Genomic DNA, 22,328 nt, shown 5'->3' on the forward strand with positions numbered 1-22,328 from the left:
TATTATTAATATAGCAGTTCTTATACAGCACCTTTGCTAGCTATTATTAAAAGGCTATGATGCCAAATACTTATTGGTTAAGTATTCTAAGAAAATATTAGGATTGATTTTTTCAAATCCTGTTGCAGTTTTAAGTAATTCAGTAGAACCTTTTAGAGAACCTAAATTTCTTAAGTGCTGATTGAGATAGTTATTTAAATTCTGGAAATTACCCTCGCTTAATTGGCTTTTAATAGCAGGGTACTTTTCTTGTGCAGCCTTCATGAGCATACTAGCAATAATCGCCCCATTAGTATAGCAAGAAAAGTAACCTAATAAGCCAGCTGACCAGTGTACATCTTGCATACATCCTTCTCTATCGTTAGCAGGAACAATACCCAAGTACTCCTGCATTTTAGTGTTCCATAAGTTTGGCAGATCCTCTGCTTGCACTCTATCTTTAATGATGGCTTGTTCAATTTCAAATCGCAGTATGACATGTAAAGGATAAGTGGCCTCATCGGCATCTACACGAATAAAGCTAGGCTGGACCCTGGTTACTAGTTTATATAAGTTTTCTGCAGAATAGGCAGGGCTTTTTAACCCAAAATTATCATGTAAAAGCTTTGCTAAGTACTGTATAAATTCTAAAGAGGTGCCTGCTTGGCATTCCATAATTAAAGATTGGCTTTCATGAAAAGCCATACCTTTATAATGGCCAACTGGCTGGTTTCTATATGCTTCTGGAAGATTCTGCTGATATAAACCATGCCCTGCCTCATGTATAATACCAAATAAACCTGTTATAAAATTATTTTCATTATAGCGAGTGGTAAGCCTTACGTCATCATTGGAGCCACTACAAAAAGGATGTGCAGAAATATCTAAACGTCCTTTATCCATATCAAATCCCATCCTTTCCATAATGTGCAAGCCAATAGCTTTTTGTGTATTTATATCTATTTTCTCAGAAAGTGGGATGATTTTTTCATTTTGTTGTTTAGCTGTAATCTTCTCAATAAGCTTAGGTAATTCGCGCTTAAGTACATCAAATACTTCCTGAATTTCTTTTGCGCTGCTATCTGCTTCATAAGTATCCATGAGCATGTCATAAGGATCTTTTTGGAAGTGCTTAGCTTTACAATCTGCTATAGTGCGGGAAATCTCAAAAACTTGGTTTAAGTGTGGAACCAGCTGTTTGAAATTACTGTTTTTGCGTGCATCTCGCCAAATATATTCACACTCACTAATAGCCATAGTATATGAGTGTTGTAACTTAGGGCTAATGCATTGTGCATGCTCATAAGTTCTTCTAATGAGTGCCAGGTTAGCCTTTTGCCACTCATTAAGCTCGCTCACTTCTTGAGTTGCGGCTTCAATTAAATCACCTAATTCTTTGGCAACCGACATTTGGTGAATAATTTCTGCTAGCGTCGCTAGTTCTTGATGTCGGTTGGCTGTAGAAGCTGTAGGTAGATTAATTTCTGCATCCCAATGAGCAAGTGAAGCAATATTCTTTAAGTGGGTAATTTGTTTTAACCTATTTTCAAGTTTTAAGTAATTGTTTGTTCTATCTGACATAATATTATAGTATTTATTTGTAGTTAAGTAATTCTATGGCTATTGTATTTGCTATGCAGTTGTCCTATAATAAATTAAGTTAATATTGCTTTTTGCCTTTTAAAGCTGTCTTTTCCCATTTTAAAGTAACTGGCTTTTTATTTTGTTAAGCTATTAGCATTAGTACTTTCTATTTCTATTGCAATTTCTTCTGGCCAATTTTTTTTAAGTGGTTTTCTTTAATAATTCTCCTAAGCTTACTCCATCTGTAATTATTAATTTCCTTTTTTAAACTTTACATTTGAAAGATCTTCCTTTCCTTCTCTAATGGTATAACGAAATTATATGTTTTGAATTTCCTTCTTACTTATTCTTTCTCCAAAATCTTCTAATAAAATTAGAAATTTGGGTTTATTTATTTCCCTGGGCTCAATTCTCATCTGAATATTAGGTAATGGAGTAGGTTTGTCTTCTACTTTTTCCGTATTTTTCTCTTTTCCCCATTTTACAATAACTTGCTTTTTATTTTGTAAATTTTATAGAAAAATCTTAATAGTTAAACTATACGTATTTCCGTTCTCTATTATTAACTCAAAGCTTTTTTCTTGGCCTGCATCTAAACTTGAACCTAAAAATTTCCTCATTCCTACCTCATTTACATCAGCTCGCCCTCTTCTTTTGAGTCTTACACTGATTAAATCCCCTGTACCTTCAAGAATATTATACCTTAATTTTACATCATTAAGTGCTTCCTGCTTTACTTTTTACCCAAAATTTAAGATTAGTCTTAGTTTCATCGGTTCGTGGTTTAATATTTAGTTGAATATTAGGCATTGTGGTATGATCTTTTTTTTCTTTGCCTTCTTATTTCTGTAACGCTGTTTCCTTCTGATGAGATGTTGTGCGGCACTTAGGTTTTGGTTTATTAACAACATTCTTTTTAGGGGTGGTATGGCTTAGTTCTTTTTTAGGAGAACTCTCTTTGACCGTACTCATCGATTGGTGACTATTCCTCCTAATTGTCGCTTGCTTAGCCTTTTTAGCTGTTTGTGTATTTTCTTGTTTTGGAAGTCTAGCTGTCAAGTTTTTCTTGACCTGTGTAGTCTCTAAATCAGGGGTTGAGGTATATTCTACAATAGGTTGCTCCTTACTGTCTTTGTGTTTCTCTTGTTGTTGTGCTGTCGCACATTCCTTAATTCCTAGATTATTGGTAATAGGAACATTGTGTGTATTAATATTGTCTGATTGATTCTGTCTGGTTTCTTCCTTTATTGGTTTAAATTCTTGATTATCTATATAAATACTGTCTTTTTGTTGATTTTTTGTGTTAGCTACACGAATTTCTTCTGGTTTTTGGGAATTGCTTGGTACTTTTTCTTGTCTCTTGAATTCTGTTTTTTTTATTCTTTTTTTAGGGGAAGTAGGCTGTGTGTTTTGTTTCCAATGTATGGTATGTATGGGTAACCATCTTACTTTATTATTCCCTTGAGTAATTGTAAGCGTAATTTTTGAGGTTTCTTTCTTTTCAGAATTGCCAATCACTTGTAATGCTATAGGCTCAGTTTCTGTATCTGGTGCTAATGCTTGATTATTAACACTCAATACTTGCCTTAAGGTGGCTTTACTAGAATTGGTTTTTACAAACTGACATACCACCTTATTTGTAGCTGTTAACTCTAATTTAATCTTGTCAGGATCGAGTGGAATATTGGTTGTGTTCTTCAGGGTAAAATTACCTATAATGTCTCCTATCAATTCATCTAAATTACATACGAGCAGTTTCCCTTTTCTCCATACTATCTCTTGTTTCTGTATGATATTATCTTGATTGTCTAATAGTTCTATCCCAAGCATGAGCTTTGTAGCTTGTTTATCTTGCATTAAATTTAATTTAATAGGTATACTTCGACTTTTATTTGGTGAGGCAGTGCCTATAGCTATAAGCTCTGTAAATTCAGTTAAAGGTTTATCAATACATTTTACAATTTGGCTTTGTTTGGCTGCATTCTCGTAAATTATACAACTTTCAAACGTTGGTTCTTCTAAAAATTCAGCTTTAAGTCTAAAATTCTCTAATCTAATTTCTGAATTTTTACCCTCTACTTTTATGATTACATTTATTGTCTTCTGGTTGCCTTGTAAGATGCTTCCTTTCACCGACATCTTTAAATGTGCGGTTTCTTCATTCTCATTTTCATGTAACGTTCCAGATTTATGTGCGGTTGTTTTGTGAGATTTGCAAGCTGTAAAATTTATTATAACTGATATAGTTACAAATAGGTATAGTAGCCTATGCAGATAGCTTGCTATATAATTCTGTAATTTATACGCCAACTGGTAGTATATATCATTAGCCATAATTATGAACTTATGAGCGGATGTGTAGTGTAGGAAATGTTTTTGAAAAATTCAAGCAATACCTTTCTTAATATGATATTCAGAGTCCTATAATAGCTTAGCTAGCTCTTCTGAAACGGATGTAGTTTCAACTTTTATCTATCGCTAATTGTTTATGTAAAGCTTAGTAAAAATTATTGGTAAAAAGAGACAACCCATAGATTTTATTATAGAGATTAAAATTACTTTATAAATGAAAGTTTTATATTACTGGTTGATTTTTAATAAGGAAGTAGATGAAGCCTTGAAAGAAATTTGTATTAAGATTGAAGAGCGTTATCAAATTAAGTTTTTAGAAATAGGAACCGATAAAGACCATGTATATATGCTGGTACAGAGCGTTCCAACATATAGCATAACCAAACTCGTAACGCTAATCAAAAGTCTTACGGCAAGGGAAATATTCAAGCTGTGTCGGCAAGTAAAGAAGCAATTATGGGGTGGGGAGTTTTGGAGTGATGGATATTTTGCAACTACTGTAGGTAAGCATGGAGATGAGAAGATGATAGCGCGTTATGTGCAAAATCAAGGTAATACGTATGAGATGTTATACGAGAGTAGGCAGCTAAGGTTGTTTTGAATACCCCGCTGCTTGCGGCGGGGTTATTTATTTTTGTATGGTACTGTATGTATGATTATGAGGTTTTTACGTATTTTTACAAAATTATTTACTTTGCTATACAATTTTTTATGCATACTATCCTTACCACCCAAAATCTTAAAAAAAGGTTCCCTGTTAAAAATGGATTTCATGAGGCAGTACGTGGGGTTGATCTACAAGTATTTGAAGGAGAAATCTTTGGCTTCCTAGGTCCTAATGGTGCTGGAAAAACTACCACACTGCGTATGCTAACAACACTACTTCCTATTGATGAGGGGGAGGCTCATGTAGCTGGGTATAATGTTAAAACACAACCACAAGAAGTAAGAAAAAGAATTGGCTATGTAAGCCAGCAAGGTGGGGCAGATCGGAATGCTACAGGACGTGAAAATTTGATATTACAAGGTAGGCTATACGGTATGAGTAAGGCAGAAACCATACAAGCAGCCAACCATTTGATTGATATTTTATCATTAGGAGAATGTATAGATCGGTTTGTAACTACTTACTCAGGAGGGCAGCAACGTAGGTTGGATGTGGCGCTTGGAATGATTCATAAGCCTAAAGTGCTTTTTTTAGATGAGCCCACTACTGGATTAGATCCTCAAAATCGAGTTAACTTATGGAATCAGATTAAATTGTTAAAGCAAGAGGGTATAGCTATATTTTTAACTTCCCATTATCTAGATGAAGTTGACTTCTTGGCTGATCGGTTAGCCATTATGGATCAAGGTAAAATTGTGGAGGTGGGTTCTCCTAGAGATTTAAAAAGGCAAATTTCAGGAGATATTATTAATATTGGCGTGCAACAAGATGAATATGAGCGTACTTTGCAGATTTTAAGAAATCAAGCCTTTATTAAAGAAATTGTACAAGATACGGACTATTTGCGTTTATATGTAGAGCAAGGTGATTCAGCTTTAGTCCAGATATTACGCTTGCTAGATACAGAAAAGATTACACTTACAAGTATTAGTTTGTCTATTCCGACACTTGATGATGTGTTCTTAAAGAAGACAGGACATGCCTTGCGTGAGGAAATGATTATATAAATATAAATGACACACAACATGTTAAAAGATATACAATTATTATTCATGCGTAAGTTAATGGAAACACGCAGAAACCCCGTTTTTATGTTTATGAGTCTTACAACTCCTTTACTTTATTTAATACTATTTGCTCCACTTTTAAAAAGCTTAACTTTTAGTAAGACCTTTCCTACTAATAATGTTTTAACTGTATTTGTGCCGGGAATGCTTACCTTGGTTGCATTTGGAGGAGGACTTTTTGTTGGTTTTGGAATTATAGAGGAGCTTAGGAGTGGTGTTATCGAAAGATTTAGAGTAACTCCAATTAGCCGTTTTTCAATTTTAGCTGGTATGGTGCTCCAAGATGTAGTGGTTACATTAGCTAGTGCTATGTTTTTTATACTTATTGCTCTGCCTTTTGGGTTTCGTATAAATATTGCAGGGCTGGCTTTGTTAATTGTACTTCTAGGCCTATTAGTTGCTACTACTTCTTCTTTTAGCTATGCTGTAGGGCTTATAACAAAAAGTGAAGATAAATTAGCCCCTATTACACATGGAATCAATATGCCTCTTACTTTACTATCAGGGATGATGCTACCCATGAGCCTTGCTCCAACATGGCTTAAAACAATAGCTCATTTCAACCCAGTGTATTATGTGGTTGAGGCTGCACGTCATTTAACAGTAGGAGAATTAACAGACATAAATGTAGGCTATGCTTTCTTGTTTATGATTCCTGTTACTTGTTTTGTTATGTGGTGGGCTACTAGGGTGTTTTCTAAGGCAGTCATGTAAAGTTGTAACACTGTTTATTTTGTTTAATATAAGACTAACTAGCTTTTCCTAGCAAAAATCTTATAAATAATAGAATTGGTGCTCTATATATAAAAAGCCATATAAATTTTAGGAGAGTATAAATATGCTCTCCTAATTTCTAAGAACACGTTGAGTAGGAGGTAAGTGTAAATTTCTTATGCTTATTTGTTGAGCTAATGTGCTAGCTAATCCATTAAATAAATTATTTAATTTTCCAGAATCTGTAGCTGCTGGTATACCTTGATCGCCCTTCTCTCGAATGGCTGTTATCAATGGTATTTCTCCTAAAAAGGGTACCTGATATTTATCTGCTAACTGTTTGCCTCCTCCTTGACCAAATGGATAATAGCGTTGTTGACCATTAGCTGAATCTTCTGGTATAAAGTAAGCCATGTTTTCTATAATACCCAATATCGGTACTTCAATACCTGACTTTTGAAACATAGCAATACTTTTTGTTACATCTGATAGTGCCACCTTTTGTGGTGTGGTTACAATAACTGTTCCAGTTACAGGTACAGCTTGCACCAAAGTAAGTTGTATATCGCTGGTGCCAGGGGGTAAATCTATGAGCAAATAATCCAAGTCTTCCCAAGCTGTATCATATAAAAGCTGGCGTAATGCAGAGCTAGCCATAGGCCCTCGCCAAATAACAGCACCTTCTTGAGGTGTTAAAAATCCTATAGAATTTAATTTAATACCATACTTTATCAATGGGAGCATATACTTTTTCTCATTATGCTGGTGTACGAGTGGTTTCTCATTTTCACAACCAAACATAATAGGAATAGAAGGGCCAAATATATCAGCATCTAGTAATCCCACTGCTGCTCCTTGCTGGGCTAACCCAACAGCTAAATTAGTTGCTATGGTTGATTTACCTACTCCTCCTTTCCCAGCAGCAATAGCAATAATATTCTTGATATGTGGTAAGGTACCTGTATTGGATTTATTAGTTGTTACTTGCGCTGTAAGTTGTATGTTCACTATAAGCTGTTGGTTTACTTGTGTATGAATAGCTTCTATACAAGCTTTTTTTAAAAACTCTTGTAGTGGGCAGGCTGGGGTGGTAAGGACAAGGGTAAAGTTTACTTCTTTAATAGTTACTTGCAGGGATTGGATCATCCCTAAGCTAACTAAGTCTTGCTTAAGGTCAGGGTCGTATACACTACTGAGTGCTTGTAGGACTGTTTTCTCTAAGTCTTTGTTCATGGATTGAAGATAGATAATTCTTGTAAAGAAGTGAATTATAACAAAACTAAGTATTTATTTTTTTACTAGAAGAGGAAATGGTTGGGTATGTAGAAGATCATTTTAAATAAGTTAGTTGTAAAGATTTTATGGCTGTCGACAGTCAATTCTTTTTAGCAAAAATCTAATACTATCTATCCCTCTCTATACCAGGGAAAGATAAAGATCACACTTTGCTAAGCATATACTATGGTGTATATATGTTTAAGATTTATATGCCATTAAGATGTATTCTTTCAGAGATGGTAGCGTTTTAGACTATGTAGTTCGTTTTACCTATCCAGAAATTCGAAAAATATCTGCTCTTGGATTTAGACTATTATAATTGCTCTTATCAATAACTTTATTGCTTTTTAATCTCTTAGGGTTGAATTCCCCGCCGCTTGCGGCGTAAATTGCATATGTGAGTAAATATATCCATAAGAGTCATAATGTAACAGTGTTGTTGTATCATTTGGTCTTACCAGCAAAATATAGGCGTGTAGTTTTTGATAAGGAAGTAGATGAAGCCTTGAAAGAAATTTGTATTAAGATTGAAGAGCGTTATCAAATTAAGTTTTTAGAAATAGGAACCGATAAAGACCATGTATATATGCTGGTACAGAGCGTTCCAACATATAGCATAACCAAACTCGTAACGCTAATCAAAAGTCTTACGGCAAGGGAAATATTCAAGCTGTGTCGGCAAGTAAAGAAGCAATTATGGGGTGGGGAGTTTTGGAGTGATGGATATTTTGCAACTACTGTAGGTAAGCATGGAGATGAGAAGATGATAGCGCGTTATGTGCAAAATCAAGGTAATACGTATGAGATGTTATACGAGAGTAGGCAGCTAAGGTTGTTTTGAATACCCCGCTGCTTGCGGCGGGGTTATTTATTTATTCTAACCGAAATAATGTGTTATTAGCGTATAGAGAAGCATTAATATACCTAGTATAGCAGGTAGTGAATTACACCATCGTACAAGCCTATTTCCAGCAATACGGTCTAAAATATTCATGCTACGTGCACTCATATAAAATCTTATATACCTTCTATAAAGATTATAGTTAGCAGCTAATATAGAAATTATTACTGAGAAAAATACAAGTGCTGCAGTAGGATGAAACATACAGGCAATTAAAAATTCGTATAACAACCCTGCCAACATTATATAAGTAAACGAAATACCCCACGGTGTTGGACGCTGTTCTATTAATTGCTGAGCAGTAAACCCAATATGGTCTCTTGCAAATATATCAGCCTCTTGTTTTTGTAACATTTTTATTGCTTCCATCCGAGCTCTTCCACTAGCAAGATGTAGCGGTGTATAACCATCTTGATCTCTAGCTTCTATATTTGCGCCTTGCTCTTTTAATTGCTTGATTAATGTTGTATGGCCTTGTAAAGCAGCCCAATGTAAGGGGGTACGACCTTCATCATCTACAGTATCTATATTTGCCCCCTTCTCTTTTAAGAAATTGATTACTGCTGCATGGTGATTTTCAACAGCCAAACTTAATGGATTATAACCATGCTTATTCTGACGGTCTATAGTAATTCCCTTTTTTATTAAAAATCGTGCTACTGCCACGTGACCTTTTTTAGCAGCATGATGTAATGCAGACTCATTATTATTGTTTTTAACATTTATAATGCTGCCCCACTCTTTTATCAGTAATTTAACTGCTTTTAGCTGTCCTGCTTCAGCAGCATAATGTAGCGGAGAATTACCGGACTTATCTTTAGTTTCTGCATTAATACCTTGCCTTATTAAAAGTTCAACTACTTCTGGATTTCCTCCTTTAGCAGCCCAGTGTAATACTGTCTCGTTATTGTTGTTCTTGCTAGTTACTATATCATAACCCCATTGCTTTATCAACAGCTCAACTATTTCTAACTGTCCAGCTACAGCAGCATGATGCAGCGGAGAGTTGCCGTGTATATCCTTGATTTTAATATCTGCGCTTTTTTCACGTAGTAGCTTTATTCCTTCTTCACTGCTTACTTGTACAGCTATATGCAAGGGTGTTTCTCCTTGCTTGTTTCTAGCATTTATATCAGCACCTAGTTCTATCAATCGTCTAACTATTGCTTCTATATAACTTTTCTTAATAGCTGCCAAACAACAATGTACAAGACTAGTACGATCAACACTTTTAAAGATAGGAGTGGTATATGTTTCTGATAAAGGTTGTAAATAATTATTTAGAAATATGTCAACATGCTTGATAGCCAGGTGCAAAGCTGTATTCCCATTTATGTCCTTAAAATTAACTTTAGTGCCTGCCTCTATTAATGCTTGAATACTTTCTATATCCATACTTTCAATAGCCTCATGCAAGGAATACATGTTATTTCCTTTTTCCTTTCTTTTTTGAATTGCTTCACTTGCTGACTTACCAATGATTTTGCTGAGTCTTGTTTCTGTAGCTTTACCACCATGACTTTTATTTTTATTAGTCATAGAATTTTCTTCTCCTTCTAATACTTTCTCTTTACCTTTTTTATCTTTTCTTCTACGCCTTAGTCCCATACTATTACCGCTATTAGACGAACCATTTCCTTGTAAAGTTTCCTGATCAGATGGATGCTCATAGGTAGGGACAGTTGTAGCTACCTCTTGATATTCAGTACTTGGTGCAGAAGATGAACTACTAGTGGTTCTTCCTACCAGGGTTTGCTCCTTACCCCTTTGCCTATTTATATTTTGTACTGTAGTATTTTGATTTTTCTCCATAGGATTAGGCAAAGGAGAATTGCCGCAACTTTGCATTTGCAAAAATAAGTTGGTAAGCAAAAGGCAGATTACTAATTGATGCGTTAAATTGTATTTCCTCTGCATAAGTTTTGAATATCCAAAAGCATTAGGTTCCTTTTAAAATAAATTTTTTTAAGTAAAGTTTCTTTTAGATTATTGTAATTCTTAAAATGTTGCGTCTATAATAGCCTATATGATGCTTTTATCCAAATTGCAAGCATACTTTGAAGCTATTCTAACACATTTCGAACTGTATAGTATGTTTTTATATATAAATTTGAATTAATGGTTTTATCGAACCTCATCAAGATTAAACAAAGAAATATATACTCAGTTAGATAATCCTTATTTACCATAAAAATGAATTATAGCAATTGGCTGAAAAAATATCCTGTATTACAAAAAATTGGAGATACGGCAGATCGGCTTGGGATAGAAACTTGTGTAGTAGGCGGATTTGTTCGTGATTTGTTTTTGCAGCGTCCTTCCAAAGATATTGATATTGTATGTGTAGGTAATGGTATTGAATTGGCACAAGCAGTTGCGCAAGAGCTAGGAGAAGATATAGTTGTACATATATTTAAAACTTTTGGTACGGCTATGTTACGCTGGCAAGATAATGAAGTAGAGTTTGTAGGCGCTAGGAAGGAATCTTATAGTCGTGATTCTAGGAATCCTGAAGTGACGCAAGGGACCCTTGTTGATGATCAGTTGCGGAGAGACTTTACAATTAATACACTTGCCATTCGAATAAATAAATCTCAGTGGGGGGAGTTGATTGATGACTTAGGTGGAGTATCAGATTTGCAACAGAAAATCATTAAAACTCCTTTAGACCCAGGTATTACTTTTTCTGATGACCCACTGCGCATGATGCGTGCTATTCGTTTTGCTACTCAACTACGTTTTACTATAGATGAGGTTACGTTGATGTCTATTCAGCAGCATGCAGAACGTATTAAAATCATTTCTCAAGAAAGAATTACCGAGGAATTAAACAAGATTATATTGGCTGATATCCCTTCTAAAGGGTTTAAATTATTATTTGACACTGGCTTGCTCAAACTCTTCTTTCCGGCACTAGTAAATCTACAGGGTAAAGAGACAATTCAAGGATACACCCATAAAGATAATTTTTATCATACATTACAAGTTTTAGATAATATAGCCAAGCATACTAATAATTTGTGGCTACGGTGGGCTGCCATTTTACATGATATTGCTAAGCCATTAACTAAAAGTTTTAGTCCAGAAATCGGATTTTCTTTTCATGGACATGAAGATTTAGGAGCTAAGCTAGTTCCAAAGATTTTCAGACAGTTAAAGTTGCCACTTTCTGAAAAAATGGAGTATGTACAAAAATTAGTTCGTTTACATTTAAGGCCTATTGCAATAGCACAAGATGTGGTAACAGATTCGGCTGTTAGAAGATTGATTTATGAAGCAGGAGATGATTTAGAAGATTTGATGCTATTGTGTAGAGCAGATATTACTTCCAATAATCCTACAAAAGTAAAGCAATACCTTGGAAACTTTGATAAGGTAGAAAGAAAGGTAATAGAAGTAGAAGAAAGAGATCAGATTAGGAATTTGCAGCCTGTTATTACAGGAGATATTATTATGCAAACTTTTCAACTTAAACCTTCTAGGATGATAGGAGAAATAAAAGCTGCCATTAAAGAAGCTATTCTAGAAGGAGAGATTCGGAATGAGTATGAGGAAGCCTTTACCTATATGTTGCAGATTGGCAAGTCTTATGGATTAGTTCCAATTTCTTCACACTAGGGCTGCTGCGAAAGAGATAAAATAGAGAAAGTTTTTAGAAGTAAGCAGACATTTAGTGTTATTATCTGTCTGACCCATATAAAAGTAATGGATTTTTATGCATTACTTCCTCCCATTCACTTGTACTGACTTCTTTTCTTGTTGACCAATACCCCTTGCACTCTTTAAAAATTTGTCTAAATTCTTTACACTAAAGGAGGCTAATACCCTTATAGTTACAGACACCCCGATTGATGCTTTAAGCTACCGGCAGTTAAGCGCAAGAGAAGATTCCTCTTGGAAGCATGTCCGAAAAGCTACCCAGCAAGCAAAAGAGCTAGATAAAGATCAGGGGAAAACAGCTTATTTAAGTACTTGCGGTTATCTTAGTCCTTCTATGTATGAGGATTTCAAGCAGGTGGCAAAGCTTGCTAAAGAGGACAAGAAGACTGTTGTCGTGGCTTTTAATGCAGATACGGATGGGCAAAGTATGGCTAGAAGTTTAGCGTATGTACTTAAAAATGAGGATGTTGCTTATCGGGTGGAAGTGCCCCTCCAGGGGAAAAGCTGGAATGAGGTGCTTACTCAAAAAAGAGACTTACATCGTCTAGAGGATAGCAAGAGTATAGCCGCTAAAACATGGGCAGCGTTTGAAGAAAAGCCCTATGAGGCTTCTTTACTGCATCAAATAGGTATTGAAAAAGATACGCATGAGGCTTTTAGAAACGTCATAAAAACAAATGAAAAAGAGATTTTAGTTGCTTTACAGCGGGACAGCAGCAAAGAAAACGTTGTGTCCACTTGGAATTTGAACTGGGATAAAGAAAAAGGATATAAAGAATATATAGACCCAGGTCCTGTTATCTCCATCCTTAAAGGTAATATAAGGCAAGCTGAAAGGGTAGTTTTAACGACTTCTCCCTTAGATGCCTTATTACACTATCAAAAAGAGCTACAAGCTATCCCAGTAGGTCAGAAGCTTATAGAGGACATTAGCCAAAAGCCTTCTGATTTATCTGTTCACCAGCCAGAGGAGCAAGGATTACAACAAGCTGAAAAGTCTGCATTTACTACATCTTCTCTGGATAATCTTTTAAGCTACAAATATCAAAAAGAAGTACAGGCCGCTGCATCTAAAGAAACTGTTAATAAGCTTTCTACAATGCCTGGGCAACATATGGATGAGCGCTTAGATAAGATCGATAATACTTGCTATATCTACGTAAAGGCTAAAGAGAAAAGGCATCTACTAGAAGAACCACTAAATAGAGTATTACAAGAAGTACAAAGTGAAAAGAAAGAACTAATTATAGCTGCTAGTAAGGGAATGAATAGGCTAACAGAAGTGCTTGAATATGTTTTAGAAAAGCAGCAATATCAGTACAGTAAAGATATGGTGGAAATGCCAGCAGTTAGCCAAGACTTAGCAGCTAGTTTAGGTAGTGGTATTAGCCTTTTTGCTGCCCTTGCAAGCACAAATCGTAGTATGGATGGTGAAGATTATGATGAGGATGATGATAAGAAAAAGAGACACTCCCTAAAAAGGGGTATGTAAAGCTAATTACTGTGTTTTAATGGTCAGTCGTGGAATTAGTAAATATGTTGATTGAGGATAAATTTCTTTATTGAAAGGGTATAACGACGCTTCAACTATAACTATAAATCCTCTTATTTCTTGCACATAAGCTAGCTATATCCTAATATGCTTCCTAGATAATTCAATCCTTAAAAACATGAAAGAAACTTATAAGCTGAGCCATAAGTTTATGGCCTCTATTTTAGTTGTATGCTTATTCTTACAAAGCTGCGGCTTTACTAATTCCCCCTTACATATTCCTTTAAGAAAGGATAATGGTATAGAAGCAAATTATCAGTCTATTCTAAATAAAAAATTTACAGCAGAAGGAAATTGTCAGGTTACTTTTTATGAGTATAAAGGAGAGTTGCAAGCTAGTATAGAGCCATATAATGAGAAGTATAAAGTTTATAATTGTATACCTGTTAAGGTAGAAGAAGGATTGAATTTAATCTCTTAGGGTTGAATTCCCCGCCGCTTGCGGCGTAAATTGCATATGTGAGTAAATATATCCATAAGAGTCATAATGTAACAGTGTTGTTGTATCATTTGGTCTTACCAGCAAAATATAGGCGTGTAGTTTTTGATAAGGAAGTAGATGAAGCCTTGAAAGAAATTTGTATTAAGATTGAAGAGCGTTATCAAATTAAGTTTTTAGAAATAGGAACCGATAAAGACCATGTATATATGCTGGTACAGAGCGTTCCAACATATAGCATAACCAAACTCGTAACGCTAATCAAAAGTCTTACGGCAAGGGAAATATTCAAGCTGTGTCGGCAAGTAAAGAAGCAATTATGGGGTGGGGAGTTTTGGAGTGATGGATATTTTGCAACTACTGTAGGTAAGCATGGAGATGAGAAGATGATAGCGCGTTATGTGCAAAATCAAGGTAATACGTATGAGATGTTATACGAGAGTAGGCAGCTAAGGTTGTTTTGAATACCCCGCTGCTTGCGGCGGGGTTATTTATTGGGAAAATGATCAAAGACCGGTATTATGCTGGGCATACGGTCATTGTCATTGATAGTGGCGGTACATATCGTTCCTTATTTCGAGCATTAGGAGGGAAGTATATTGAATATACCTCCGAAAAGCCCCTTAAGCTGAACCCATTTCTTATAAAAAAGACAGAAGGTAGGTATATCCCTGATTCTTACAAGATCTCCTTTTTATCTAACTTCATCGCTAAGATGTGGAAGGAAGATCTTAAAAACAATCCTATTGCGCCTGTCGAATATGCCCTTCTTTCTAAGTTCTTGACTTTATACTACGAGTCTTTACCTAAGGATGAAATTCCTACCTTAACAAGATTCTGCACATGGGTGAAAGGCTATGTGGCAGAAGAGGCCATTGATACAACTTTATTTAATATCAATAACTTTTTAATTGTTCTAGAGCCTTTTACTCAGGGCATTTATAAAGAGCATTTTAACTCTACGGAAGTCGTTTATTTAGAGGATAGCCGTTTGCTATGCTTTGAGCTTGAATCCGTAAAAAGTGACAGTAAACTCTATCCGCTGGTTGTTAAGGTACTCTTTGATTATGTGATGCAAATTGTCGCCAGCCAGCCAGAACAGATCAAAGCGATTAAGGTAGAGGAAGGATGGACCATGCTCGATGATTCTTCTAAGGATTATATTGAAGAACTTTTTAGGAAAGGAAGAAAAACAAATACTGCTATTTGGATTATTACCCAGAATGTAGATGAGATTAGAGATTCTTCAATAGCCGGAGCCATGAAAAACAATGCTTCTACCTTTATCCTGCTCTATAATGACAAGGAATCGGTCAGGCGTGATATAGCAGACTTTCTAGGCATGAATGCTTTTGATATGGAAAAATATGCATCCCTTAGAAGACGCGATAGCTATTTGAATGGCTATCGGGAAGTGTTTATTAAAGAGATGGACAAGTCAGCTGTTTGGCGTATTGAAACATCGCTTTTTGAGCATGCTATTTTAACTTCTAGGCCCGATGAGCGCAATGCCATGGCTCAGTTAATACGATTAGCAGAAGGAGATATTGAAATGGCTTCTGTGACCTGGGTCAGGCAGCTTTTAGATAAAATCGTACGCTATGAATGATATCGTAGACTTTATTTTACCCACTTGCGCAGGTGTTCCTGATGCTATGTGGATTGTAGTATCAGCTATGCTGCAAGTGATGCTTAAGATGTGCTGGAAGGCTTTTGGGACTTTGATGATGATCAAGCTCCTTTGGGAAGGTTTTATGGATATTTCAAGTGGTACGCTAGATCTAAGAACCCATATCAAAACGCTTTCCCATGCCCTTTTGGTTGCCCTGTTTTTAACTCACTACAAGTTTATTATCATGTATTTTGATAGTTTTATTAGTGCGTTCTGTATTGATCAGAAGGACCTGGCGACTCAAATAGGCAGTTACTTGAAAGGCAGTGCCGAGCAGTATGAGCAAGAATTTCAAGCCTATAGCGAGGGTAAAAGTTGGTTTACAGTTATCAAATCTTTTCTTAAAGTCATCTTTGATTTTGTTCCTAAAATGCTAGCAATGGTTTCTCATGGAGGAGCTGTTCGGCTTATGCATGCTATCAAAGTAATGATTCTAATTCCTACCATTATACTAGGTCCTATATCGGCTGTTTTATCTTTTCTGCCGGGGCCCTTTAAAAAGAGCTTTTCTAACTGGTCCAAAAGTTACATCAACATTACTTCTTGGGCTATTACCCTGCATATTTTTAGTGTTCTAGCAAAGTTCTATGGAATAAGCTCTTTTTGGATGAAAACAGGTTCTAACGCTTCGCTGGCCGGTGAAGCAGTGGGTCATATAATACTTTCCATAGGGCTATTTATAGCTATTTTATTAACCCCGACTTTTACTTCTAAACTCTTAGGAAGTGCTATTGTAGCCAATGTAGGCCAGGCTCTGAATATGGCTTCGAGTAAAATGGGGCTCGCTAGAAGGCTTAGTAAACACATGACTAAAATCAAATAACATGCGTCGCATATTCACTTTACTAACAGTTATGCTTGTTATCTCATACCATCCATCGTATGCAGGCAGACTCGCTAGGAAAGCCAATATCAAGCTAGAAGAAGCTAAAGAAGCTATTGGAGAGAGGATAGATGAAAAAATCAACTTCTCTGGCAGGCTCAAATATGGAGTTAAGTCAATGCTTAATAAGTTTCCAGGTGGCGGATTTTTTACTTCTATCTTTGATGGGGGTGGCATGGAGGCAAAGGTAGATCGCATTGATAAAAGGCAGAAAACATCCCTCGACAGAATTCGAGAAATTGCTCATGAAGCCTTGCATACCAAAAAAAAGGTAGAGGAGATGTATTACTTTAAAAAGCGATCACAAGATCAAGCCACATTCTTAGCCAAAGGACTGAAAAAAGGATCTTTTAAGAAGTTTTTAGGGGCCCTGGTAGAAAATGGCTTACAAATACCCATCAATCCAGCTGAATATATTCCAAATATCCCTTCCTTTAAAAACTTAAAACAGAGTTTAGAGCTAGATCTTTCTCTTGAGAAGAATGTTCTAGGGCAAGGGAAACATTTACTCAGCAATACGCGTGCTTCTATGCTTTCAAGCAATTTGCTTCAAACCAGTCCTAAACAATTTGATAAGCAGTAACGAGCAAGCAGAAGCTTATGAACATCAGCTCCAAGAGGCTTTAAAGGCTAAATCGGTAGCTACTGTCAAAATATATAAAGCAGAGATTGATAGGCTCGAGAAAGAGATTAAGCTGCTCGAGGAGGCTAAAAGCAAAAAAGGTTTGACAGTGGGTGATGTGATGCAAATGGAACTGGTGATTGATAGTAAACGGCGAGATGTTCGAGAGCTTAACGAGAAAGTAGACGATCGTATAGCGGGTGATTTAGAGCTCGATGAGGAAGAGAAAGAAAAGATGGCTATTTATAAGGCTACTCGAGATCTCAAAGAGTTAGACGATTTTTTAGAAAAAGATAGGCAAAGGATACAAGCTAAATATAGCCACCTGTGGAGCCTTTAAATGAAAATGAAATGATATTTGATAATGCTAAATACTTATCCCTTTTAATTAAACGGGTATATTATGCCCTGATCCTTGTGATTATCGTGCTACTCTGTTTTTCCGGCTTTTTTGCTAAAAAATGGTACGATGCCTCAAAGCTTGAGAATGTGTATGTTGTTTTCCCGGATAAGACTTATGTAGGCACAAGGGCTGAAGAGACTCTTGTCAGGAGCGAATATGAGATTGTAGCTTTTACGAGGCTCTTTTTAGAAAAAGCATTTGCCCATAACGAGTACTCCCTTGAAGAGAATTTAAAAGAGGTAACGGACATGATGGATAAAGAGAGTGCTAGACTTTTTATCTCTAAAATGGATGAGACCGTGGAGTCGCTTTATAAAGATCGAAATGCTATTTCAACCGTTTCTCTTCAAGAAATTGAAATTAATAAGGAGACTCACCCGCATGAGGTGCTCGTGTATTACAATACGGCTTTGCACTTTGTCACTACTGGCCAGACGCTATATGAAGACATTGAAGTGCCTGGTGGATTATATTTCCAAGTAGCTATCCTTGAGAGGAGCTATAAAAATCCCTATGGCATGCAGATTAGAAAATTAAAATTTTTGCAACCCAAGTCTGATGAACAAGCCAAAGAGTAATATGAAGAAGATTACTATCCTTTTACTATTGGCATGCCTGGCAAGTGCTAGTCGAGCAGAAACAGCACAAATAGGGGTGCCTATTACAAAGCCCACTGTCTTTAGCTTTGAGGAAGAGATTATTGATATTGATCTAGGCAACCAGGATTATCACGTTAAGCTCAGGGGCAAGAGCCTACTAATTTTTGCTAAAAAGCAAGACTCGAGGCCAACTACCTTGTTTGTTTTATATGGGAAGAACAAAGAAACCTATGTGGCAGAGATTTACCCAGATGACCAGGCTCCGCTGCAGCGCTTTATTAAGGCCCAGGTGCATGAAACTCCTACTACTCCAACACAGCAGCCGGTGATAAAAAGCGTGCTGAAAAATGTGTTTTTTGCCAGTGAAAAGCAAGAATACTTTAGCTATGGTACTCGTGAGGAGGGGATCAAAGCGATTCTAGTGAATGTATCGCACCACCAGGATATTACTTACTTACGTTTTTTTCTTGAAAACAATACGACCACCAATCTTAAGCTTGCCCATTTTGGCTTTGAATACATTACCTATTTAAGAAAATTTCTGTTTTTCAGAAGTACCAAGACTAAAGTGGTAGAGCCTATTGGCGGACTCCCCGCTATTGAGCTGGCGCCGAGTAGTTCTAAGTATTTTGTGGTTGCCTTGCCTAGTTATACCAGTAACGGAGGACTTGAAGTGTTTTTAGGAGAATCAGGACAAGGAGAAAGAGAATTTAGAATACATGTTCCGAGTAGAATACTTTTAAAGGCTAAAAGGAAATAAAAAGTATTGAGTATTATTATAAGCTTGAATCTTAATATAAAATATAAAATATGCATAAAAGTTATAGGGTAGGTTCTCAATTGATAGCTTACGTTTTACTGATAAGCTCATGCTTGCAAAGTTGTAGTGGGTTGCATAATCCGATTGTCCCTATTAAGCAAGAAGGTTTGGAACTTATGCAAGCAAACATCCCTCAAATAGATGTTCACACTTTGACGGGTCAAGCATTGACCGCCGAGGGAGGAGATACTGTTACATTTTACGAGTATAAAGGGGTATCGAAAGCAAGTGTAGAAACAATAGATGAGAAAGATAAAATTTATAATGATATTCCTGTGGATATAGAGAAAGGAGTAGATTTAATAAGTTTAATTCACCTGCCTCAAGCTGTACAGAAGAAGCGCGTTCACATTCAAAAAGAAGAGGGGAGGCTTTCTAGTATTATTATATCCCAGCCATTGTTAATGGGTGGAATGGAAGGGAATCAGGACAAAGGAAATCCGCTGCATGGAGCAGAAAACTCTAAAATAGTTAAAATAGGCAGGAATAGGGAGAGTGAAAATGAAGATTCTGAAGAAGAACAAGAGAGTAAATCGGATAATCCTAGCACACAAAAGTCTACTGCCGATAAGCAGATTTTAATGCAATATGCTGTAAAGGGAGATCCTGAAGCACAGTTTTTATTAGGAGAAATAGCTTATAAAGCTTGGAAAAAGCAAAATACAAAAGAACTTTTTGATGAGGCAAGAAGGTGGTTAAAAGAATCAGCCCAACAAGGGTATGAAAAAGCTATTAATTTATTAGCGAAATTGGGTAGGAGACTAAGAGAGAGACTAAGAGAGAGAATAGATTCAGGAATAGTAAAAAGGACTAATAGACCCACTACGGAAAGGTATTTTAACCTGAGCAGCGAGACTCATGATCAAAGAAATAGGGATTATATAGGAGCCCAAACATTTAATCAACAAAAAAATCTTGGTACAGCCACGCTGAATGATATATTACAAGAGGCTTTAGAAGAAATAGGAGAACAAGCAATGGATGAGCAGCAAGCAAGAGATCAAATGGAAGAACAGGCCATGTTAGAAGCTATGCAAAAACAAATAAATGAAGAAGAACAGCTAAAAGCTGATTTTAGATCGACACTTTTGCTCTTAAAAGAATGGGTTAGAGGAGGCTTTGATGGAAACATAGACGAAAGTTTATCTCCAGATCAACTTGAAAATCACCTTAGTCCCGTTATAAAAAGATTACAGGAATTAAAAATATTTCAATTATCAGAAGAGTTAGAAGAAGAAGATAGAGAAAGAAAAGAACAATTCATTAATATTTTTAGAAATGCTATAAACGAGGGTAAAGCGCTTATTCCTAAAAGTAATCAAGAAGGGTCATCTGTTCAGCAAGTAAATGTAGCTACCAGATTATTAGATTCTATAGAACAATTATTGTCTCCAATAGGATTAGAGGTTAGCGTACCGTGCTTACCTAATGAAATATATAATAAAATAGTCTCATTTATGTCTCTTAAAAAAGCTACAAATGAACTCAAATTAGTTAACAGGACATTTCATGTTTACACGAAAGATGAATTACAAAGGCGATTGTATGACGCTGTTGAAAGTGCTATTAAAACTAATAATGATGATTTCCATCGTATTCTAAAATTAATAAAGCACGGCGCTAATCCATATGCTAAGGCTCCTAATGGCAAGATTTCTTTTGAGCTAGTCTCTCAAAAGAAGTATCGAATATTATATAATTTCTTACGGGAAAAGGGAGATAAACTTAGGGAAAACCAAAATAAGTTTTGTTTCAGTTACCCTGCGTATTGGGCTAATGTTATACAAAATCGAGGTTTTATATTATCAAATTTATTGCCAGATTTTGATGGGTTACCTCCAGAGTTTAGTATGTCCACTTTTAGCAAATACCTAAACAAAACAGTAGTCCAAGCTTATTATCGTAAAGAGTGTGAAAATGATGCATGTAAACTGTTACATTGGGCTGCTAATCAAGGTTCTGTAGATTATTTTGTACTAGCTATAGAAGAGTTATGTGGCACTAAGCCTCAAGCTATAAATTCAATAGAAGAGGAAAATTGGTTTAGGCAGGCAGGTACATACATTAATCTTCAGGATAGTTCTGACATAACTCCTTTACATATAGCTGCTAAACAGGGGGGCACTGAATTATTTGATATATTGGTGAAATTAGGCGCTAACTTAACTGCTGAAGATACAAAAGGGAGGACAGCATTATATTGGGCTTCAAAGAGAGGGAATGTAAGTATAGTAAGTATATTAAAAGAGCGCGGAGTAAATTTGAGTAACATATTTTGTAGTAAATATAAGCAAACTCCATTACATATAGCAGTCCGAAAGGGCCACTTTAAATTGGTAGAATCTTTAATACAAATAATAGAAAATGAAGAAGAAATAAATGTAAGGGATAAAGATAGTAATACACCTTTACACTTAGCCACTAATACAGGGAATATGGCATTAGTTAAGCTATTAATAAAACATAATGCTAAGCTACACGCTAGAGATAAAGATGGCAATACCCCATTACATATGGCTTGCATGGATAATCGAATGGGAATAATGAACTTCCTGCTAGAGAGTTCTGCTAAGCCTAATATGCCAAATGATTATAACCACCTTTACATGTAGCTGCCCAGGAAGGGCATATAGAAGTAGTTAATCTGCTAGTAGAACAAGGTGCTTCTCTCGAGAATAAAAATAAAGAAAGTAACACGCCTTTACACCTTGCTGCACAGGGGGGACATTTAGAAGTAGTTAAACTATTATTAAAGACTCCACGGGCTTATATTGATCCTAGGAATAATGATCTTCAAACACCTTTACACTTAGCCACTCAAAAAGGGCATTTGAAAGTAGTGAAATTACTAAGGCAACAAGGTGTTAATATACATGCACAAGATAATAATGGTTTTACTCCACTACACCGAGCTTGTATAGATGGAAACATGAAGCTGGTTAGCATATTAACAGAGCTAAAATGTGATGAATATCTATCTTCTCTCAGAGAAACGGATCCTGATTCCTTCCAACTTATAATAGAGCCGCTGCGAAACAGAAAATTGATAAAACTATTGGATTTTTGAGAGATAAATTTACTATCTACAAAAAATCAACCTACCTTTTTTATACTTTAAATGCCTATTTTTATTTTT

General features: G+C 35.9%; 19 protein-coding genes and 1 pseudogene. 16 read left to right on the plus strand and 4 right to left on the minus strand.

The genetic code is table 11. From position 1 onward, the window contains the following. Positions 1 to 54: 54 nt before the first annotated feature. The gene (locus AASI_RS04420; protein WP_012472998.1) at positions 55 to 1,560 is read right to left on the minus strand and encodes a carboxypeptidase M32; all 1,506 of its coding nucleotides are present in this window, start codon (positions 1,558 to 1,560) and stop codon (positions 55 to 57) included. An 843-nt stretch (positions 1,561 to 2,403) separates the two neighbouring features. Continuing rightward, complete coding sequence (locus AASI_RS04425) at positions 2,404 to 3,897, minus strand: hypothetical protein (RefSeq protein ID WP_012472999.1); 1,494 nt, start codon at positions 3,895 to 3,897, stop codon at positions 2,404 to 2,406. 259 nt (positions 3,898 to 4,156) lie between these two features. Between AASI_RS04425 and tnpA (AASI_RS04430) the strand changes: the two are divergent. The 3 genes and pseudogenes from tnpA (AASI_RS04430) to AASI_RS04440 all read left to right on the plus strand — a co-directional run. Then, a pseudogene (gene tnpA / locus AASI_RS04430) lies at positions 4,157 to 4,516 on the plus strand (IS200/IS605-like element ISCaa10 family transposase); the annotation flags it as partial. Positions 4,517 to 4,626: 110 nt separating this feature from the next. Continuing rightward, the gene (locus AASI_RS04435; protein ID WP_044283019.1) at positions 4,627 to 5,589 is read left to right on the plus strand and encodes a daunorubicin resistance protein DrrA family ABC transporter ATP-binding protein; all 963 of its coding nucleotides are present in this window, start codon (positions 4,627 to 4,629) and stop codon (positions 5,587 to 5,589) included. An 18-nt stretch (positions 5,590 to 5,607) separates the two neighbouring features. Then, on the plus strand, positions 5,608 to 6,363 hold the full coding sequence (locus AASI_RS04440; RefSeq protein ID WP_012473002.1) for an ABC transporter permease: 756 nt from the start codon (positions 5,608 to 5,610) through the stop codon (positions 6,361 to 6,363). A 132-nt stretch (positions 6,364 to 6,495) separates the two neighbouring features. Here the strand turns inward: AASI_RS04440 and AASI_RS04445 are convergent, their stop codons facing one another. Continuing rightward, positions 6,496 to 7,596, minus strand: coding sequence for an Mrp/NBP35 family ATP-binding protein (locus tag AASI_RS04445; RefSeq protein ID WP_012473003.1), 1,101 nt, complete (start codon positions 7,594 to 7,596; stop codon positions 6,496 to 6,498). Between the two features lie 442 nt (positions 7,597 to 8,038). Between AASI_RS04445 and tnpA (AASI_RS04450) the strand changes: the two genes are divergently transcribed. Then, positions 8,039 to 8,482 (plus strand): IS200/IS605-like element ISCaa10 family transposase, encoded by a 444-nt coding sequence (tnpA, locus tag AASI_RS04450; RefSeq protein WP_044282811.1) that lies wholly within the window; start codon positions 8,039 to 8,041, stop codon positions 8,480 to 8,482. 36 nt (positions 8,483 to 8,518) lie between these two features. Here tnpA (AASI_RS04450) and AASI_RS04455 read toward each other — a convergent pair whose 3' ends face one another. Beyond that, entirely contained in the window at positions 8,519 to 10,459 is a 1,941-nt protein-coding gene (locus tag AASI_RS04455) for an ankyrin repeat domain-containing protein (protein ID WP_012473005.1), read from the minus strand. 276 nt (positions 10,460 to 10,735) lie between these two features. Between AASI_RS04455 and AASI_RS04460 the strand changes: the two genes are divergently transcribed. From AASI_RS04460 to AASI_RS09220, 12 genes are all read left to right on the plus strand, one after another. Beyond that, positions 10,736 to 12,160, plus strand: a complete 1,425-nt coding sequence (locus AASI_RS04460) for a CCA tRNA nucleotidyltransferase (protein ID WP_012473006.1) — start codon at positions 10,736 to 10,738, stop codon at positions 12,158 to 12,160. A 172-nt stretch (positions 12,161 to 12,332) separates the two neighbouring features. Further along, a complete protein-coding gene (locus tag AASI_RS04465) occupies positions 12,333 to 13,694 on the plus strand; it encodes a toprim domain-containing protein (RefSeq protein WP_012473007.1) in 1,362 nt (453 codons plus the stop codon). 178 nt (positions 13,695 to 13,872) lie between these two features. After that, on the plus strand, positions 13,873 to 14,175 hold the full coding sequence (locus AASI_RS04470) for a hypothetical protein (protein ID WP_012473008.1): 303 nt from the start codon (positions 13,873 to 13,875) through the stop codon (positions 14,173 to 14,175). Positions 14,176 to 14,213: 38 nt separating this feature from the next. Next, the gene (tnpA, locus tag AASI_RS04475) at positions 14,214 to 14,657 is read left to right on the plus strand and encodes an IS200/IS605-like element ISCaa10 family transposase (RefSeq protein ID WP_044282811.1); all 444 of its coding nucleotides are present in this window, start codon (positions 14,214 to 14,216) and stop codon (positions 14,655 to 14,657) included. Next, complete coding sequence (locus AASI_RS04480) at positions 14,654 to 15,802, plus strand: VirB4 family type IV secretion system protein (RefSeq protein WP_148204955.1); 1,149 nt, start codon at positions 14,654 to 14,656, stop codon at positions 15,800 to 15,802. The genes tnpA (AASI_RS04475) and AASI_RS04480 overlap by 4 nt, the downstream gene beginning before the upstream one ends. Further along, on the plus strand, positions 15,795 to 16,688 hold the full coding sequence (locus AASI_RS04485) for a hypothetical protein (RefSeq protein WP_012473009.1): 894 nt from the start codon (positions 15,795 to 15,797) through the stop codon (positions 16,686 to 16,688). The genes AASI_RS04480 and AASI_RS04485 overlap by 8 nt, the downstream gene beginning before the upstream one ends. 1 nt (position 16,689) lies before the next feature. Further along, positions 16,690 to 17,331, plus strand: coding sequence for a hypothetical protein (locus AASI_RS04490; RefSeq protein ID WP_044282813.1), 642 nt, complete (start codon positions 16,690 to 16,692; stop codon positions 17,329 to 17,331). Further along, positions 17,318 to 17,710, plus strand: a complete 393-nt coding sequence (locus AASI_RS04495; RefSeq protein WP_012473011.1) for a hypothetical protein — start codon at positions 17,318 to 17,320, stop codon at positions 17,708 to 17,710. The genes AASI_RS04490 and AASI_RS04495 overlap by 14 nt, the downstream gene beginning before the upstream one ends. Positions 17,711 to 17,787: 77 nt before the next feature. Continuing rightward, a complete protein-coding gene (locus tag AASI_RS04500; protein ID WP_148204956.1) occupies positions 17,788 to 18,351 on the plus strand; it encodes a hypothetical protein in 564 nt (187 codons plus the stop codon). A 1-nt stretch (position 18,352) separates the two neighbouring features. Beyond that, a complete protein-coding gene (locus AASI_RS04505; protein WP_044282814.1) occupies positions 18,353 to 19,132 on the plus strand; it encodes a hypothetical protein in 780 nt (259 codons plus the stop codon). Between the two features lie 50 nt (positions 19,133 to 19,182). After that, the gene (locus tag AASI_RS04510) at positions 19,183 to 21,804 is read left to right on the plus strand and encodes an ankyrin repeat domain-containing protein (RefSeq protein ID WP_044282815.1); all 2,622 of its coding nucleotides are present in this window, start codon (positions 19,183 to 19,185) and stop codon (positions 21,802 to 21,804) included. A 17-nt stretch (positions 21,805 to 21,821) separates the two neighbouring features. Next, positions 21,822 to 22,259, plus strand: a complete 438-nt coding sequence (locus AASI_RS09220) for an ankyrin repeat domain-containing protein (RefSeq protein WP_083758831.1) — start codon at positions 21,822 to 21,824, stop codon at positions 22,257 to 22,259. Positions 22,260 to 22,328: the final 69 nt, after the last annotated feature.

The sequence above is a fragment of the Candidatus Amoebophilus asiaticus 5a2 genome (assembly GCF_000020565.1).
Taxonomy (GTDB): Bacteria; Bacteroidota; Bacteroidia; order Cytophagales; family Amoebophilaceae; genus Amoebophilus; species Amoebophilus asiaticus.